15 protein-coding genes and 1 pseudogene are annotated in these 16597 nt (G+C 44.4%); 3 read left to right on the top strand and 13 right to left on the bottom strand.

Features of this window, described 5'->3' with window-relative positions; translation table 11 throughout:
• Complete coding sequence (gene purS / locus ABFX15_RS03315; RefSeq protein WP_091480099.1) at positions 1-261, bottom strand: phosphoribosylformylglycinamidine synthase subunit PurS; 261 nt, start codon at positions 259-261, stop codon at positions 1-3.
• A gap of 3 nt (positions 262-264) precedes the next feature.
• Positions 265-987 carry a phosphoribosylaminoimidazolesuccinocarboxamide synthase gene (purC, locus tag ABFX15_RS03310; protein WP_346024085.1) on the bottom strand — a complete coding sequence of 241 codons (723 nt, stop codon included), beginning with the start codon at positions 985-987 and terminating at the stop codon, positions 265-267.
• 370 nt (positions 988-1357) lie between these two features.
• Here purC and ABFX15_RS03305 point away from each other — a divergent pair, with 370 nt between their 5' ends.
• The gene (locus ABFX15_RS03305; protein ID WP_346024084.1) at positions 1358-2059 is read left to right on the top strand and encodes a ferredoxin--NADP reductase; all 702 of its coding nucleotides are present in this window, start codon (positions 1358-1360) and stop codon (positions 2057-2059) included.
• A gap of 791 nt (positions 2060-2850) precedes the next feature.
• On the opposite strand, the gene uxaC is transcribed toward ABFX15_RS03305, so the two are convergent.
• Positions 2851-4245 carry a glucuronate isomerase gene (uxaC, locus tag ABFX15_RS03300; protein ID WP_346024083.1) on the bottom strand — a complete coding sequence of 465 codons (1395 nt, stop codon included), beginning with the start codon at positions 4243-4245 and terminating at the stop codon, positions 2851-2853.
• Positions 4246-4495: 250 nt separating this feature from the next.
• Here uxaC and ABFX15_RS03295 point away from each other — a divergent pair, with 250 nt between their 5' ends.
• Positions 4496-4834 (top strand): helix-turn-helix domain-containing protein, encoded by a 339-nt coding sequence (locus ABFX15_RS03295; RefSeq protein ID WP_346024082.1) that lies wholly within the window; start codon positions 4496-4498, stop codon positions 4832-4834.
• Between the two features lie 54 nt (positions 4835-4888).
• Here the strand turns inward: ABFX15_RS03295 and ABFX15_RS03290 are convergent, their stop codons facing one another.
• The 5 genes from ABFX15_RS03290 to ABFX15_RS12130 form a co-directional block, all read right to left on the bottom strand.
• Positions 4889-5614 carry an amino acid ABC transporter ATP-binding protein gene (locus ABFX15_RS03290; RefSeq protein ID WP_346024081.1) on the bottom strand — a complete coding sequence of 242 codons (726 nt, stop codon included), beginning with the start codon at positions 5612-5614 and terminating at the stop codon, positions 4889-4891.
• A complete protein-coding gene (locus ABFX15_RS03285; RefSeq protein WP_346024094.1) occupies positions 5607-7082 on the bottom strand; it encodes an ABC transporter substrate-binding protein/permease in 1476 nt (491 codons plus the stop codon). The genes ABFX15_RS03290 and ABFX15_RS03285 overlap by 8 nt, the downstream gene beginning before the upstream one ends.
• A gap of 879 nt (positions 7083-7961) precedes the next feature.
• A complete protein-coding gene (locus tag ABFX15_RS03280; RefSeq protein ID WP_346024080.1) occupies positions 7962-8273 on the bottom strand; it encodes a toxin-antitoxin system YwqK family antitoxin in 312 nt (103 codons plus the stop codon).
• A 173-nt stretch (positions 8274-8446) separates the two neighbouring features.
• Positions 8447-9979 (bottom strand): gluconokinase, encoded by a 1533-nt coding sequence (gntK, locus tag ABFX15_RS03275; protein WP_346024079.1) that lies wholly within the window; start codon positions 9977-9979, stop codon positions 8447-8449.
• Between the two features lie 53 nt (positions 9980-10032).
• A complete protein-coding gene (locus tag ABFX15_RS12130) occupies positions 10033-10134 on the bottom strand; it encodes a hypothetical protein (RefSeq protein WP_428830588.1) in 102 nt (33 codons plus the stop codon).
• A gap of 37 nt (positions 10135-10171) precedes the next feature.
• On the opposite strand from ABFX15_RS12130, the pseudogene ABFX15_RS03270 reads away from it, so the two are divergent.
• Positions 10172-11437: pseudogene (locus ABFX15_RS03270) on the top strand (6-phospho-alpha-glucosidase); the annotation flags it as partial.
• A 528-nt stretch (positions 11438-11965) separates the two neighbouring features.
• Here the strand turns inward: ABFX15_RS03270 and ABFX15_RS03265 are convergent.
• The 5 genes from ABFX15_RS03265 to ABFX15_RS03245 form a co-directional block, all read right to left on the bottom strand.
• Entirely contained in the window at positions 11966-12709 is a 744-nt protein-coding gene (locus tag ABFX15_RS03265; protein ID WP_091264781.1) for an amino acid ABC transporter ATP-binding protein, read from the bottom strand.
• A 12-nt stretch (positions 12710-12721) separates the two neighbouring features.
• Positions 12722-13420, bottom strand: coding sequence for an amino acid ABC transporter permease (locus ABFX15_RS03260; protein WP_346024078.1), 699 nt, complete (start codon positions 13418-13420; stop codon positions 12722-12724).
• Positions 13421-13503: 83 nt separating this feature from the next.
• A complete protein-coding gene (locus ABFX15_RS03255) occupies positions 13504-14391 on the bottom strand; it encodes a transporter substrate-binding domain-containing protein (protein ID WP_346024077.1) in 888 nt (295 codons plus the stop codon).
• 134 nt (positions 14392-14525) lie between these two features.
• Positions 14526-15377 carry an endonuclease/exonuclease/phosphatase family protein gene (locus ABFX15_RS03250; RefSeq protein WP_346024076.1) on the bottom strand — a complete coding sequence of 284 codons (852 nt, stop codon included), beginning with the start codon at positions 15375-15377 and terminating at the stop codon, positions 14526-14528.
• Positions 15378-15392: 15 nt separating this feature from the next.
• On the bottom strand, positions 15393-16493 hold the full coding sequence (locus ABFX15_RS03245; protein ID WP_428830586.1) for a PTS sugar transporter subunit IIABC family protein: 1101 nt from the start codon (positions 16491-16493) through the stop codon (positions 15393-15395).
• Between the last annotated feature and the right edge of the window lie 104 nt (positions 16494-16597).

Raw genomic sequence — 16597 nt, 5'->3', positions numbered from 1 at the left:
TTACACCGTCTCCTTTACTCGTTCAATTTCATAGCGGTAGCTTTCCATCACAACGTTTGCCAGAAGCTTGTCGCAGATGGTTTCAATGACTTCTTCAACTGAACGGTCGTCAGTATCTGATACTTTGATTTCAAAATACTTCCCGATACGAATATCTTCAATTTCATCGAAACCCATACGGTGAACGGCCCCTCTTACCGCTTCTCCCTGAGGATCCAGAATTGATTCTTTATAGGTTACATATACTTTTACGTTATACATGAGTCACTTCTCCTTTTGAGCTGTAGTCAGACGGTCGAGTACTTCTTGATATAGTGGGATAATGTCGCCGAGATCCTGCCTGAAGACATCCTTGTCCAGACGATCGTTCGTCTTTTCATCCCATAGACGGCATGTGTCCGGTGAAATTTCATCTGCCAGAATGATTTGTTCTTTCACAGTCTTTCCAAATTCCAGCTTGAAGTCGATCAATCTGATACCGGCCTCTTTATAAATTTCAATCAGTGAATTGTTGATGTTGTGAGCCTGTCTTTTAATTTCGTCAATTTCTTTCTGGTCAGCCAGATTAAGTGCAAGCACATGATCATCATTAATGAGCGGATCGTTCAGTTCGTCATTCTTGAGGTAAAATTCCAACACAGGAAAGGCCAACTCCGTCCCCTCGTCTACACCCAGGCGCCTGGAAAAGCTTCCAGCAGCGACATTTCTGATGACAACCTCAAGATCGAACATATCCACTTTTTCAATCAGCTGATCCGTTTCAGACACTTCCCTGATGAAGTGACTTGGAATATCCATCTCCTTCAGCTTTTTGAAGATCACGCTGGTAATCTGGTTGTTCAGCTGCCCTTTACCGGCTATGGCTTCTTTCTTGGCTCCATTCCCAGCTGTGGCCTGATCTTTATACGTGACCCATAGAATGCTTGGTTCACTGGTCTCATATAATCGCTTTGCCTTTCCTTCATATAACAGGTCTCTCTTTATCAACTGAATACCCCTTTCAGGACTCGGTTAAACACGAATATTAAACATGCTTTTTTTGTAATCGTTCCGTTTTTGTCGGTACAGCTTTATCATAACTCGTCTATGAAATAGAGTCAACCTTTCAGCGTCTATTTATGGATGATATTTCGGCTAATGTTCGAGTTTTATATTTATAAAGCTGAATTTACAGTTTAAAACATTCTAATGTTTTGTAATTAACGAACATTAACAACTGTTTTTTTCCTTTGGAAATGATATTACAAACAGGATTTCGTAATACTATTCACAAAATTCAATTGAGAATAATTCTCAATTAGAGTATGCTTAATTATAATCAATTCGCTGACAGACTCACACTTAGGAGATGATTCACATGCAGATATACTGGACAACCCTTGTAGACGTCATTGATGAAGCTACAGATACAAAAACGTTCTACCTGGATCTCCCAGAGGGCTTCACCTGGGAAGAAGGCGCGCACACTCACCTGGCACTGGAAGGATTCAATAGCGGAGAAAAACCTGACAAAGGGCTGGTTAGGCACATGTCGATCGCAACCCTTCCAGAAGAAAAGACGATCGGTATCACTACTCGCCTTAGAGCAGAGCGCTCAAGATACAAGACTCATTTGTCTGAACTTAAAAGCGGAAGCTCAGTTGCCCTGTTCAAGACACATACAAATATCCCGTTGAAGCGAGAAAACAGACCTGTTTATCTGTTGTCGTGCGGGGTCGGTATCGCTTCATTCAGACCTCTTGTTCTGCAGTACTTAAATGATTCTAATGGAATAGACTCTCTCCATTCTCTGAATATCGACTCGTCTGGTGAACAGCTCTTCTCCGGTTTGTTTGAACAAGAGTCATATCCGTCTCTGACAGCTCAGTACGTCACTGACCGTCCGGATTACTATGAGAAAGTAAACAAGCTGGCTGAGGACACTCACGGCATCTTCTACATTGTCGGCAGCGATGACTTCCTTAGAGAAACCATCGCCACCATGCGTGAACGTGGGATTTCTGATGAGCAGATCACGATCGATAAGCATGAACGTTTTCGTTCAGATTTTCTTGGCTGAACAGGTCTAAAAAAATAAAAAGAGACGCCATTCTTTGAAATGGCGCTCATTATTGCATTCGGGGTAGTTGTTCGGATCCCGTTTAGGCTTCTTTCATTCCTGGATGGGAAGCGAGCGACGATTCATTTTGATGACGAATGCCTCATATCTCACTTTTATGAGGCATTCATCCGATCGATTGAGAACTCAACGTCTCATAACCTACTTTTATGAGACATTCTTCCGATCGATTGAGAACTCAACGTCTCATAACCTACTTTTATGAGGCATTCGTCTATATGGACTAGAGCTGTTCGGGCCCCTTTACGGATAAATAAATCTTCATAGGCGGTAATTCCCATATATATAGAAAAAAGGCTGCATTACTCTTCTACTCGGGAGTAATGCAGCCTTTTTTATCTGAATCTACTAGGTTATACCTAGAACACTACTGTGAACTACCCACCACTTAAATCCTCCGGATTTTGAAGTGGGGGCTTCCTACGAACTCCATTCTTGTCTGCACAGGTTTCATGCAGACAGAGGAATCGGATATGGGTAGGCTCAAAAGGCAGTCCCTGCCTCATAGGTTTTCTTTTACTTGGCTAACGCCAAGGAATACTCAGTAGGCTTGGTTGTCGCCTATATAGACTTGGTTATCGTCTATATATAAAGTATACCAAATGAGAATGACATTAACCACTTCAAGCTATCGCTTGACCGAAATTCATCTCCCACTTTCACTGGTGCTTCGCACCCATACGCTTAGAAGTGGGAGACTTCTTTCGGAATTACGTTAAAGTAGATACTGTTTATTTCTGAAAATATCGTTTCGCATTTTTGTAGCACACATTTTCCACCAGTTGCTTAAGAAGTGCCGGTTTATCAGGAAACTTGCCACTTTCGACCTGCTCACCGACAAAGTTGCAGAATATGCGGCGGAAGTAATCATGTCTAGGATAGGACACGAAACTTCTTGAATCCGTCAGCATCCCTACGAAATGCATCAGCAGCCCATGATCCGCCAGGGTTTCCATTTGTCTAAGCATTCCCTGTTCCGTATCATTGAACCACCAGCCGGCACCGAACTGAACTTTGCCTTTGATACCTTCTTCATTGGACTGGAAATTAGCCACTGAACTGGCAACAATGTGGTTATATTCGGGATTCAGGTTATAGACGATCGTCTTCGGCAGCTTGCCTTCTTTGTCCATAGCATCCAGCAAACGGTTCAGATGAACCGCTACTTTTGCCTGGTCATAGATAGAATCGACGCCTACATTTGCGCCGGCCTGTTCAAATAGCCGTGTATTCGTATTTCTTATCGCTCCAAAATGGATCTGCATGATCCAGCCTCGGTCATGATACAACTGGCCTAATTCGACAAGCAGACGCGTCATCCATTTTGCCTTGTCTATATCTGAAACTGATTCTCCTGCTTTAAAAGAAGCGAAAATACGCTCTATATCCTCATCTGAAGCTTCTTCATAAAGCAGCTCGGTGATGCCGTGATCAGAAATCAGAGCCCCATGGCGGTCAAAATGATCGATACGGTCCTCTATGATTTCAAGGAACGTACCATAGTCAGCTGCCTGTTTTCCGGTCAGCTCCTCAAGTCTTGATACATCTTCGGCTGACAGATCGTACAGTTCATCCGGCCTGAATGACGGCGCCACTTTGACATCAAACGCCTCTTTGTCAGCAATCTGCTTGTGATACTCGAGCGAATCGAAAGGTGTATCCGTTGTACCGATAAATTCTACATTGGATTTTCTAATCAATGACTGAGCCGTCATGTCATCCTCTTTCAGCTGACGATTAGCCTCGTCATAAATGGTTTCCCAATTGTCGCTTCCAAGCAGCTCCTCAATACCGAAATACTCTTTCAGTTCCAGTTGGGTCCAGTGGAATAACGGATTGCCCAGAGCCATTTCTGCCGTTTCCGCCCAGGCTTTGAACTTATCTTTAGATGATCCATTTCCAGTAATCAGTTCTTCAGACACCCCGTTAGCCCGCATCGCCCGCCACTTGTAGTGGTCTCCGGCCAGCCATAGTTCGGTAATGTCTTCAAACGCATGATCCTCAGCGATTTCTTTAGGATCAAGGTGGCAGTGATAGTCAATGATTGGCAGATCCCTGGCTATTTGATGATACAAAGTTTTAGCCGTCTCATTTTGAAGCATAAAATCCCCATGAATAAACGTCATAGTTACCCTCCGTTGGTTTGTTTACATATTATACAAACCTTATTCTAAAGAGAAACGAATCCGGTTACAAGTGGTTTTATCTTCAAATTTATTTTTTCATCTTCTGTGCTTATGTGTGTAAAGAAAAACTCAAAAAAAGCCCTGATTATGTAAATTGGGACTTGAGACCTATATTAATCAGGAATGATTATGTTACAATTATTTTAATATATTAACGCATATATAATAATAGTTACAGGGAGATCGTTTTATGCACATCGGGGAAAAGATTCAATTTCTAAGAGAAAAAGAAGAACTGTCGCAGCGAAAACTGGCTAAGTCCATGTACGTCAGCCGTCAGACCGTATCCCGGTGGGAAAACGGGTATTCACTTCCAGAAAGTGAATCAGTCATTCTGCTGGCAAAAACTTTCGGGTATCCTATTGAATGGTTTCTGAAAGACGCATATGGAGTTGACTATCTTACCAGCAGGCCATCCGAAAAGCTAAACGAGAGCCCGAATACAGATGCTGATCTAGTCGCATCTGAACAAGGTGGTAAGCAGTCAAAATCAGTATTAAAGAAGCTGTTTCGTCCATTACATAAATAGAATACAGGCAAAAAGACCGGTATTCCTCATGAAGGAGACCGGTCTTTTCAGTGATTATAGGACTTTGGACAGGAAATCCTGAGTCCGTTCATTCTGAGGATTAGAGAAAATCATGTCTGGGGTACCTGATTCGACAATATAGCCGTCATCCATAAACAGGACACGATCGGCAACTTCTCGGGCAAAGCCCATTTCGTGAGTCACCACAACCATGGTCATTCCGGACTGAGCTAAGTCTTTCATTACTTTCAGAACCTCTCCGACCATCTCCGGATCCAATGCTGATGTCGGTTCATCGAACAGCATCACATCGGGATCCATCGCTAGAGCTCGGGCAATCGCTACACGCTGCTGCTGTCCACCTGATAAGCTGGACGGATATGCATCTTCCTTGTCTCCCAGCCCGACCTGTCTCAGAAGTTTGACCGCAGTCTGATCAGCCTGATGCTTGTCGACCCCTTTCGATTTTACTGGTGCAATCGTCAGATTCTGTTTCGCCGTTTTGTGAGGAAACAGATTGAACTGCTGGAAAACCATACCCATTTTCTGACGCAGCTGGTTCAGGTCTTTTTCATTCAGACCTGTCAGCGTAGTCCCTTCGAAAACGATCTCCCCATCAGAAGGTTCTTCAAGCAAATTCAGGCAACGTAGAAACGTTGATTTCCCGGAGCCGGAAGGGCCAATTACTACGACCACTTCCCCCTGGCTGAATTCTTCGTTAATATCTTTCAATACTTCATTTTTTCCAAATGACTTTTTCAAATGATTCACTTTAATCATGATTCATTCTCCCTTCATAGAAGTTCAAGAGTTTCGTCAGGCTGAAGGTCAGCGCAAAATAGATCAGCATAGTGATGAACAGCGGCAGGATTCCCTGGAAGGAAATAGAACGCACCACTCGTGTCTGGAAAATCAGTTCGCCGACACCAATGACTGATACAATGGACGACTCTTTAATAATGGTAATGAACTCATTACCTAGTGCAGGCCAGATATTCTTAAGGGCCTGAGGGAAGACGATGTAGCGCATGGAATCATTCTTACTCATACCTAAACTTCTCGCAGCCTCATCCTGTCCTTTGTTGACAGAATTGATTCCACTTCTTATGATCTCAGCAATGTATGCCCCGGAGTTGAGCGAGACAGCAATGATCCCTGCAGTCAGGGCCGGCAAATTGAAAAACATACCTGACGCGAAGTAGATGAACATAACTTGAATGAGAAGCGGCGTTCCTCGTACAAACTCCACATAAGCGGTTGCCAGTTGTTTAACCAGGAACACTTTAGACAGTCGCATGAGTGCCAGCAGTGATCCTAAAATTAGACCGAAGAACACGGCAGACGCTGAAATCAGCAAAGTGATCAGTGTCCCATCAAGGAAATATTCCCAGTAGCTTGCAATAAACCCTGCTTCTATTTCTTCCCCATCTTCATCCAGTTCCGTCTGAGCCATATATTCGCCTGCTTTGGCTAGATACTCTTCTATCAGATTCTGTTCTTTTATTTCAGCCAAGCTTTCATTCACTGCATCAACTAGTGAATCTTCTCCTTTTCTGAAGGCAATCGCTGAACCCTGGTCATCATCGTCCATTTCAAAGTCCCCGACAAAGGTATGCAGGTCCTCATCGTGACCAGCATGAGCTTCAGCGTTAGGTCCCTGCATAACGATTGCTTCGATTCGGTTAGTTTTCAAAGCAAGCAGTAAATCATTTAAGTCTGTCAGACTCATGATTTCTGCATCCGGAATCTGCTCAGCGAGCTCTTCCTGAAGTGACCCGGACTGTACACCAACTGTCAATCCTCTCAATGATTCGATTGAATCGTAGATATCCTCATCTTCCGCACGAATCATAATATTCTGGAAAGTACGGAAGTAAATATCCGAGAAATCTACATTTCTACGACGTTCAGCAGTCGGAGTCATTCCCGCAATGACTACATCGACGTTTCTGGCTTCCAGAGCCGGCAGCAGACTGTCAAATCCAATGTCCTGAATTTGAAGTTCCACTCCAAGATCATCCGCAATTTTCTGCGCAATCATCATATCCATTCCTACGACCTGGCGTTCACCGTCGACAACTGCATAGAATTCGAATGGTGGAAAATCGGCACTTGTCCCAACGACCAGGACCCCCTGATCCTGAACACGCTGCAGTGCCGATCCATCTTCAGCCGACACCGGTTCTGCCGGAATGAATAATATACTGAATAAAATAAGTAATGCTATAAATCCTTTTACGCCCTTCATCATACGCCTTATCCCCTTTAGTTCTGTTTTGACTTAAAAAGAATCATACCATCATAAATATAATTATGCAATATAATTTATGAAAAAAGGTATATTTTGTTTAAAAAACATGATATCTGCATTATTTATGTATATTAAAGATCCGTTTTCATAATTGTTGTGTAGCGGGCGCTGATTTAAACTCGTGAGATATTAGAGGTGCTTGCTTTCTTGACTGGGTTCAAGCATGAGAACGGGAAATGAAAGTAAGGCGACTCGCTTTTTTTGTCGGGATGAGGCTTCTTAGAACCAGCTCGGTGGTTCTTTCCTTCTTGAGTTTGTCGTAAGATCTTTCTTGGAACCCACTCGGCTGTTCTTTTCTCCCGAGTTGGTCGCAAGATACATCTTAGAGCCCACTCACCGGCTCATTTCTCCCGAGTTGGTCGCAAGATGCGTCTTAGAGCCCACTCACCGGCTCATTTCTTCCGAGTTGGTCGCAAGATACATCTTAGAGCCCACTCACCGGCTCATTTCTTCCGAGTTGGTCGCAAGATGCGTCTTAGAGCCCACTCACCGGCTCATTTCTCCCGAGTTGGTCGCAAGATGCGTCTTAGAGCCCACTCACCGGCTCATTTCTCCCGAGTTGGTCGCAAGATGCGTCTTAGAGCCCACTCACCGGCTCATTTCTTCCGAGTTGGTCGCAAGATACATCTTAGAGCCCACTCACCAGCTTATTTCTCCCGAGTTGGTCGCAAGATGCGGCTTTAAACCCACTCGTGCTGATTCGGCCTATTGAGTTAGTCTTTCTTCAGTCCTACCCCTAGCTCTGAAAGCAAAAAGAAGAGTATGGAGCACCCGATAGGCTCCACCACTCTTCTTTGAAAGTCAGCTTGCTGTTCCTTACTTCTTCTTCAGCTGCTTTCCATTCTCAAACTGTTCATCATACTCCACTTCTCCATCTCGGCTGTAACGGAGCCATCTTCCGTGTTTCTGATCCGCTTTGAAATGGCCGACTTGCCATAGATCACCCGTTTTTCGGTAAAAAATCCACTCCTGTTCCATCTTTTGTTCAACAAAAGGGCCTTTTGCTTTGACCGTACCGTCTTCATAATAATAAGTCAGAATATTATCTTCCTGTTCATAAACCTTCTGGCCATTGGCATACTTTTTTTTTCCAAGCATCTTGACGGGATATCCGTCCACACTGGACACGATTCCCTTCCTCCTTTCCTCACCTATCTATAGTATACAAAAATTTCCTGCTAAATTAGTACTTCATCGGATACTAATTCTTATTAACTATTTGGCACTCGTACAGATCTCCTAAAACAAAAACACCCGACCGTCTGATTGAATAAGAACGGTCGAGTGCTGACTATATTCATTTACTTATACTTCTGCTGAAAAGCAGTAATCGCATCATATTCTTCTTCAAAGAGACGGCTCAAGCGGATATATATCGGCATGAGTTCTTCATATATCGCAACAGATTCGGGTTGAGGCGGATTGACTTTACCCGTGTTGACCATATTACCGACTTCGCTTAAATCATCGATGTCTCCTATAGCGAAACGTCCCAGAACAGCTGCTCCCAGACAGGCACTTTCCACAGTCATCGGGACATGCACTTCCTGGTTGAAAATGTCTGCCAGCATCTGACGCCACACATCAGAATTCGCAAATCCACCAGTCGCATGGATCCGTTCCGGTAAGCCGATCACTTCTTCAAGAGCCAGCAGAACCATATAGAGATTCATATTGATACCTTCCAGTACCGCACGCATCATATGTTTTTTCTGGTGATGCAGAGCCAGTCCGTAAAAGGAGCCTCGAGCGTTCGCGTTCCATGAAGGAGCCCGTTCGCCGGATAAGTACGGATGGAAAATCAGCCCATTGGATCCGGCCTGAACTTCCGCTATTTTCTCTGTGATGACATTATAAGCGTCCATACCGGCAGCTTCTGCTTTAGACACTTCCTCAAGGCATAGTTCGTTTCTGAGCCATCTCAAAATCATTCCACCGTTATTCACTGGTCCACCGATCACCCAGTGCTTGTCCGTCAAGGCGTAACAGAAAATTCGGCCTTTCGGATCTGAAACTGGTTTATCAGTAACCGTCCGGATCGCTCCACTCGTTCCGATCGTTACGGCCACAACCCCTTTATCAATCGCATTGACTCCAAGATTTGCAAGACAGCCATCGTTAGCACCTATGATAACCGGTGTGTCACGACCAATCCCTGTTTTATCTGCATATTCCAAGCGCATGCCGGTAAAGACTTCAGTTGTCGAAACGATCGGTGACAGTCGGTCAGGGGTAATCCCAGCTGTTTCCAAGGCTTCCTCATCCCAGTCCAAAGCTTCCATATTGAAGAGTCCAGTAGCAGATGCAATCGAGTAATCGACAGCGTACGTGCCAAACAATTTATGGAAAACATATTCCTTTATTCCAATAAATCGGGCAGCAGACTGAAATACTTCAGGTTTTTCATCTTTCATCCAGATCAGTTTGCATAAGGGTGACATGGGATGAATCGGCGTCCCAGTCTTTTCATAGATGCTCTGCCCATTTGTTTCTTTCAGCTGCCTTGCATAAGGTTCGCTGCGCTGATCTGCCCAGGTAATGACCTGTGTCAACGGCTTTCCCTCACTGTCTACAGCAATCAGACTGTGCATAGCCGCGCTGAAGCCGATGACTTTAATGTCTGACTGGGATGCTTGGGAGGTTTCCATGACTGACTGAAGGGACAGGAGGACCGCATCGAAAATCTCATCCGGATCCTGTTCGGCAACTTTCGGTTCAGGTGTGTAGAGAGGATACTCAATCGTTGCCTGATGGAGATTCTCTCCTTGTTCTGAAAACAGAACGGCTTTTGTGCTCGTCGTCCCGATGTCCACACCGATGGAATAACTACTCATATACGAAATCCTTTCATTTAGACTGATTAAGTTCCTATTCGTCTAGTACTCTCTTATATTATAAACAATCCGATGAGCATTGCCATGCCTAATCCGACAAGTCCGATAATTGTTGTCATCATTGTCCAAGTTTTCAATGTGTCTTTTTCATCCAATCCAAAATAGCGGGAGACAAGCCAGAAACCTGAATCGTTGATGCTTGAAAACAGTGACCGTTTCCCAATGAGAGAACTGAAGCTGTACGATAATGACGGAGACAGACAAGGGATTCTAGGTGAAGCTCTGGAAATTCTTCTAAAAGAACAGGCACCTGACCTCAAATTCTCTTACACTACTGATCCGGAAGAAGCCTTTAGCGATGTCGATTTCGTCATGGCTCATATCCGCGTCGGAAAGTACGAGATGCGTGAGCAGGATGAAAAGATTCCGTTAAAATACGGTGTTGTCGGTCAGGAAACATGTGGACCTGGCGGAATTGCTTATGGTATGCGAAGCATTAACGGCATGCTTGAAATCATCGACTACATGGAAAAGTATTCTCCAGATGCCTGGATGCTCAACTATTCCAATCCTGCAGCAATCGTTGCTGAAGCGACACGCGTTTTACGTCCAGATTCAAAAGTCCTGAATATCTGTGACATGCCTGTCGGAACGCTGCGTAGAATGTCTCAAATTGTTGGAACTACTCCAGACAAGCTGGAAGTAAGCTACTTCGGCCTGAACCACTTCGGATGGTGGACCAGCGTCAAAGACAAAGCTACAGGATATGAATACATCAATGAAATCAAGGAATATGTGGCAGAAAACGGCTATCTGACCCAAGTTGAAGTGGACACACAGCATATGGACGAAAGCTGGCAGGCCACTCATAAAAAAGCCAAGGACTTACTGGCAATCGAACCGAATTATCTACCGAACACTTATCTGAAGTATTATTTCTATCCTGACTATGAAGTAGCTGGCTCCAATCCAGAATTCACCCGTGCCAATGAAGTGATGGCCGGACGTGAGAAACAGGTATTTACAGCTGCTCGTAACATCATCGAAAAAGGTACCGCAGTTGACGGTGGTTTCCACATCGACAGCCATGCATCATTCATCGTGGACCTGGCCCGTGCCATTGCATTCAATGCAAAAGAGCGTATGCTTCTGATCGTTGAAAACAACGGAGCGATTGCCAACTTTGATGATGATGCTATGGTCGAAGTGCCTTGTATCGTCGGTAGTGACGGTCCTGAACCATTGGCTCAAGGTAAAATCCCTGCGTTCAACCGCGCTCTGATGCTTCAGCAAGTCACTGCTGAGAAGCTGGTCGTTGAAGCCTATATCGAAGGCAGTTACCAGAAACTGTGGCAGGCTCTGAGCTTGTCCAAAATCGTTCCAAGTGCTGAAGTCGCTAAACAGTTACTGGACGATCTGATCGAAGCAAACAAAGGCTACTGGCCTGAACTGAAGTAATAACCATACAGAGAAGCCCCATCCTGCGAGTTGATTCCCAGGATGGGGCTTCTTTTTTTGGTTTATCTCTTTAGGTCCACGAGCTATCCTATTTGTCTCAGTACTAAATTTATTTGCGACTGAGTTCCGGCGCTATTCAGATTGCACCTCTACTCAAACTGTTTTCCCTACTGAGTTCCGGCGCTATCTTGATTGCCCCTGTACTCAAACTGTTTTTCCATCTGAGTTCCTAAGCTATCTTGATTGCACCTGCACTCAAACTCTTTTCCCTTCCGAGTTCAGGCGCTATTCCGATAGCACATGTACTCAAACAGATTTCTCTTTTGAGTTCCTAAGCTATCTTGATTGCCCCTGTACTCAGTCTGTTTTTCTATCTGAGTACAGGCGCTATTCAGATTGCACCTGCACTCAAACAGGCTTCCCCTACGAGTGCCGCTCCAAAACACAATAGTGAAGGTTTTTTCTACGAAAAAACCGCCCGACTGAAGATAACCACAGTTAGGCGGGGCTGATATTACTCAATTCGTCTTACTCGTCTTCAAGTAGAGCAAGAAATTCTCTTGTGCGGTCTTCTTTTGGATCGGTCAGGACTTGTTCAGCCGGACCTGACTCAAGGATATAGCCTTCATCCATGAAGAAGGCTTTGTCCGCTATACGGCGGGCAAAGTTCATCTCGTGTGTCACGATGACCATTGTCTGGCCTTCTTTAGCCAGACTTTCAATAACTTTGAGAACTTCTCTGACCAGCTGAGGGTCCAAAGCAGACGTTGGTTCATCGAAGAGCATGACTTCCGGGTGCATCATCAGTGCACGGGCGATCGCTGCTCTCTGTTGCTGACCACCGGACAAGGCATCTGGGAACTTGTCCTGATGTTCGGACAGTCCAACTCTTTCAAGCAGCACACTCGCTTCTTTCATGATCGTCTCTTTATCCTGCTGCTTGGCAGTTAGAGGTGCTTGAGTAATGTTTTCCAGTAGAGTCATATGCGGGAAAAGGTGGAAGCCCTGGAAGACCATACCTGAATAGCGGCGGATGTCCTTGATATCTTTCTTGGATAGTTTATCTTCACCAAAAGATACTTCCTTATCACCTATTCTGATCGATCCTTCATCTGGTGTTTCGAGCAGATTCAGGCAGCGAAGCAAGGTTGTTTTTCCTGATCCGGATGCACCGACCAGACAGACCACTTCGCCCTTTTTCACTTCAAGGTTAATTGATTCTAGAACTGGAGTGTCGTCAAATGTTTTTTTAAGATTCTTTACTGTAATCATGTGTGTGCCTCCTTATTTAGATAGGTAACGGTTGTACCTGATTTCCAGACGGTCCTGGAAATACCCGATTACGATACAGACCATCCAGTAGATCAGGGCAGCAGAAATGTACATGGTCATACTGTCATAGGTTCGACCAGCAACTAGTCGTGCACTGTACAGTAGTTCCTGGACCGTAATAACAGAAGCCAGTGATGTCCCTTTGACGACGTCCATAAAAATATTGAATGTCGGTGGAAGAGCAATACGTGTAGCTTGGGGAATCACAATTTTTCTCAAGGTCTGAAAGTAATCCATCTGCAAAGTCGCCGCTGCTTCCCACTGACCTCTGGGTACAGATAAGATAGCTGACCGTACCACTTCCGCAAGGTAGCCGCCGAAGTTTAAACTGACACCTACAATAGCAGCTACAACAGCATTATTGAACGAGAGTCCTATTACCGGCAGGCCATAATAAAGGATAAATACAAATACAAGCAGTGGGGTCCCTCGCATAAAGGAAATGTATAATCTGGCAGGTAAATGAAATATGGCAAATTTCGACATACGAGCGACACCTATTACAACACCCAGTATTAAAGCAAAGAACATACTGAACAAGGCAATAACCATTGTAATCTGCAACCCTTGAAGCAGGAAAGGTAATGAGTCTATCGCCAGTTCATAATCAAATAGATATTCCCACCGTATATTTCTAAACGTCTCAAACATCGTTTTGTCCTCTCTTTTTTATTTTGATTTTTAAAAAGAAAACATACAAGAAGTGTGTGCTCCTTGTATGTCCATAGATCTAATTATTCTCCATCAAGACTCACGATTTCTGATTCGTCAACGGGTTCAGTTACATCAGCGCCTAGGAATTCCACAGACAATTCTGAAACCGTTCCGTCATCCATCAGTTCCTGAAGGGTTTCACTCAGACGATCTCTTAAGGACGTATTGCCTTTTAAGACAGCCATCGCGCTTTCAGTGGCGTGGAATTTCACATCTTCAGCAATCGTCAGTTGGTCGTCACCGAATTCGTTCAAGGTGTTAAGCAGGACCAGGTAGTCATTCAGATATGCATCCTGGTTGCCGTTAATGACATCTCTAAGAATAGCTTCAACTCCACCGTCGTATGCCGTACCATTTGCTCCAATATTGTCCGCAAAAATCGCATAGTTACTGGTCAGTGACCCAACTGCAACGTCGACACCTTCCAGATCATAAGCAGACTTGAAACGATCTGCGTCTTCCTGTCTTACGATAATTGATCCATAGGAGAATTTATGCGGGTCAACAAAGTCGAAAATTTCAAGACGTTCTTCAGTAATGGCGAAGTCGTGTGCAGCCACATCAATTTGTCCATTTCTCAGTGAAGGAAGGATCCCGTCGAAATCCATTGTTTCGAATTCAACTTCAAGGTCCAGTCTTTCGCCGATTTCTCTGACCAGTTCAACTTCGAAACCAGTTAGTTCATTGTTTTCATCAAAGAATGTGATCGGAGCGTATGTGCCGGATGTTCCGACTGTCAGGACGCCTTCTTCTTCAATATCAGCCCATGATGTTTCTTCTGCTGTATCTTCCCCAAGTTCTTCCTGAGCTGTATCTGTTTCGGCATCATCTCCGTTATCAGCTGGTCCACAAGCCAGAAGGAATCCGCTCACAGATAGAATACCAGTATATAATAATTTCTTTTTCATAAATAAAATCCCCTTTTTAATCAAATCATCTCTATGTTTTATACATTTTCAGCATACAAAAGCACTGGATGTTAAATCAATCCAGTGCCTAATATAACATGTTTTCATTTTCTTGTCACTTACTTTCTCTAACTTTAAGTAAGCTTTAACTTTACTAGAGCCTCCACACCGAAGTGATCACTCACGACCGGTCCATTTTTTCCGTCGAAAGTCACTTTGTACTGTTCGATGTCAAAGCCTTCCCCGGCAAAAATATAGTCGATCCGTTTAAGATCCGAGTGGCCTTCCCATCCGTCAATTTCCTTCTCTACGGTTGCTTCACCTATCTTCAAGTCCGCTGTTTCAAAAGCATCATTCAGGAAAGGGGCCGAGCGTCTGACCAGTGCATAGCCCTCATTCTGAACTGAGGGGTCATTATTGAAATCTCCCATGACGATGGCGGTTTCTCTTTCATCAGGACGGATTATGTCCAGCGTCTGCATCCATTCATGCTCAAACAGCTGCCTGCCATTCCCTTCAGTCCACCAGGAATAATGAGCGGACAGAACCACCCATTGTCTATCCTGATGATCAAAGGAGGCTTTCAGCACTTTACGTGTGTAGTGACTGGTATAGTCCTCTGATTTAGAGACCAGCTGACTTTCTGCTTTGAACGGGACTTTAGAGAGAATCGCCACACCTTCGTCATACAGGTCATACCCGACATGATTGGCTGCCCAGCTCCAGTAGTAAGTCAGACCAAGACGCTTCAGCTTCTTGACCAACAGCCGGGCAAAATTATCTTCTTTTATTGGAACAGCACATACTTTTTCTTCAGGAGCAATGAAAGTATCATCTTTGATTCCCTTGGCATCGATCGTCTGATTGACCTCCTGAAGAGCAATAACGTCATATTCTGATTCTGCAAGCTGCTCAGCTAGAGCATCCAGCTTTTCATAAGGGGCGTCTTCCATCCACGCGTGAGTATTCAATGTTAAGACTTTCATTTGTACACTCCTTTTTTATTCCATCACTGACCCAATAAGGTCCGCTGCTTTACATTCTCCAGTTGCCTTAAGGTTAATTATCTGTCCATCAGTCAAGTTCGTAAAGACTACGAGTACCGCTGTATCCTTATCGGCTTTGCTTATTGCCTCGCGGTCCATTTGAGCCAGCTCATCGCCCGCTTTCAGTGTCTGTCCTTCTTCAACAAATAGCTCGAATCCCTGACCGTTTAATTGTACCGTATCAATTCCCATGTGTACAAGCACATCGATCCCATCTTCTGTCTGGATTCCGATTGCATGTTTAGTCGGGAATATACTGGTGATTAAACCTGAAACAGGTGAAACGATTCTATCCGATGAAGGGGTGATGACATAGCCGTCGCCCATCATTTTCTGAGAGAAGACGTCGTCCGGTGCTTCAGTGATTGGCTGTACGTTTCCGTCTGCAGCACTGTAGACAGCTGTTTTTTCTGAATGATTCATTAAAGATTCACTCGTCTGATCATTAGCTGTGTCTTCCACTAATGCCTTATTCTCATCGATCGTTGAGGCAGGAATGTCTACATTCGATTCAAGTACATCCAGAATATCGGATTTCAGTACATCTGCTTTCGGTCCATATATCGCCTGAACACCAGTGTCTTTATGAACAAGCCCCATCTCTCCAGCTTTTTTCCAGTTCGCTTCGCTGCCTACTTTATTCGTATCCTTAACTGATACACGCAATCTAGTCATGCAGGCATCCACATCAGAAATATTGTCTTTTCCACCTAATAGATGAATGATATTATACACCTGCTGAGAAGCATCCACTGCCTGAGCTGCATCCGACCCGCTTGCTTCTCCCTCATAATTTCCTTTACGCCCAGGCGTGGCATACTGGAATTTACGAATAAGGAAATCTGCCAGGAAGTAAGTGCCGACTGCAAACAGGACAGTGACCCAAAGGAAGTTGATCATGTCTAAGCCCAGACCCGCTCTCAGTGCAAGTGGTGTACGGGTCAGAAGCTCGATATTTCCGAAAGCGTGGATTCTTAGATTAATAATATCTGCCATTGCAAATGCCGCACCCTGTATAAGGGCGTATACCCCATAAAGCGGCATTGCTGCAAACATGAACATGAACTCAAGCGGCTCAGTAACACCTGTAAAAAAAGCTTCGGCTACGCCTTCGCCCTTTTGGGATAGTGCGTAGCCATTACTTTTTCAGTTCTGAATTA

Source organism: Alkalibacterium indicireducens, from assembly GCF_039522005.1.
In the GTDB taxonomy this organism is placed as follows: domain Bacteria; phylum Bacillota; class Bacilli; order Lactobacillales; family Carnobacteriaceae_A; genus Alkalibacterium; species Alkalibacterium indicireducens.
This window is presented reverse-complemented; position numbering and strand designations above follow the sequence as displayed.

What these genes read in the sequence shown, in the direction of transcription:
- ABFX15_RS03265 (WP_091264781.1), bottom strand. Translation starts at nt 12,709, where the DNA reads ATGATTACAGTAAAGAATCTTAAAAAAACATTTGACGACACTCCAGTT.
- ABFX15_RS03260 (WP_346024078.1), bottom strand. Translation starts at nt 13,420, where the DNA reads ATGTTTGAGACGTTTAGAAATATACGGTGGGAATATCTATTTGATTAT.
- ABFX15_RS03245 (WP_428830586.1), bottom strand. Translation starts at nt 16,493, where the DNA reads ATGTTTGCAGCAATGCCGCTTTATGGGGTATACGCCCTTATACAGGGT.
- ABFX15_RS03285 (WP_346024094.1), bottom strand. Translation starts at nt 7,082, where the DNA reads ATGAAGGGCGTAAAAGGATTTATAGCATTACTTATTTTATTCAGTATA.
- uxaC (WP_346024083.1), bottom strand. Translation starts at nt 4,245, where the DNA reads ATGACGTTTATTCATGGGGATTTTATGCTTCAAAATGAGACGGCTAAA.
- ABFX15_RS03250 (WP_346024076.1), bottom strand. Translation starts at nt 15,377, where the DNA reads ATGAAAGTCTTAACATTGAATACTCACGCGTGGATGGAAGACGCCCCT.
- purS (WP_091480099.1), bottom strand. Translation starts at nt 261, where the DNA reads ATGTATAACGTAAAAGTATATGTAACCTATAAAGAATCAATTCTGGAT.
- ABFX15_RS03290 (WP_346024081.1), bottom strand. Translation starts at nt 5,614, where the DNA reads ATGATTAAAGTGAATCATTTGAAAAAGTCATTTGGAAAAAATGAAGTA.
- gntK (WP_346024079.1), bottom strand. Translation starts at nt 9,979, where the DNA reads ATGAGTAGTTATTCCATCGGTGTGGACATCGGGACGACGAGCACAAAA.
- ABFX15_RS03305 (WP_346024084.1), top strand. Translation starts at nt 1,358, where the DNA reads ATGCAGATATACTGGACAACCCTTGTAGACGTCATTGATGAAGCTACA.
- ABFX15_RS03295 (WP_346024082.1), top strand. Translation starts at nt 4,496, where the DNA reads ATGCACATCGGGGAAAAGATTCAATTTCTAAGAGAAAAAGAAGAACTG.
- ABFX15_RS03255 (WP_346024077.1), bottom strand. Translation starts at nt 14,391, where the DNA reads ATGAAAAAGAAATTATTATATACTGGTATTCTATCTGTGAGCGGATTC.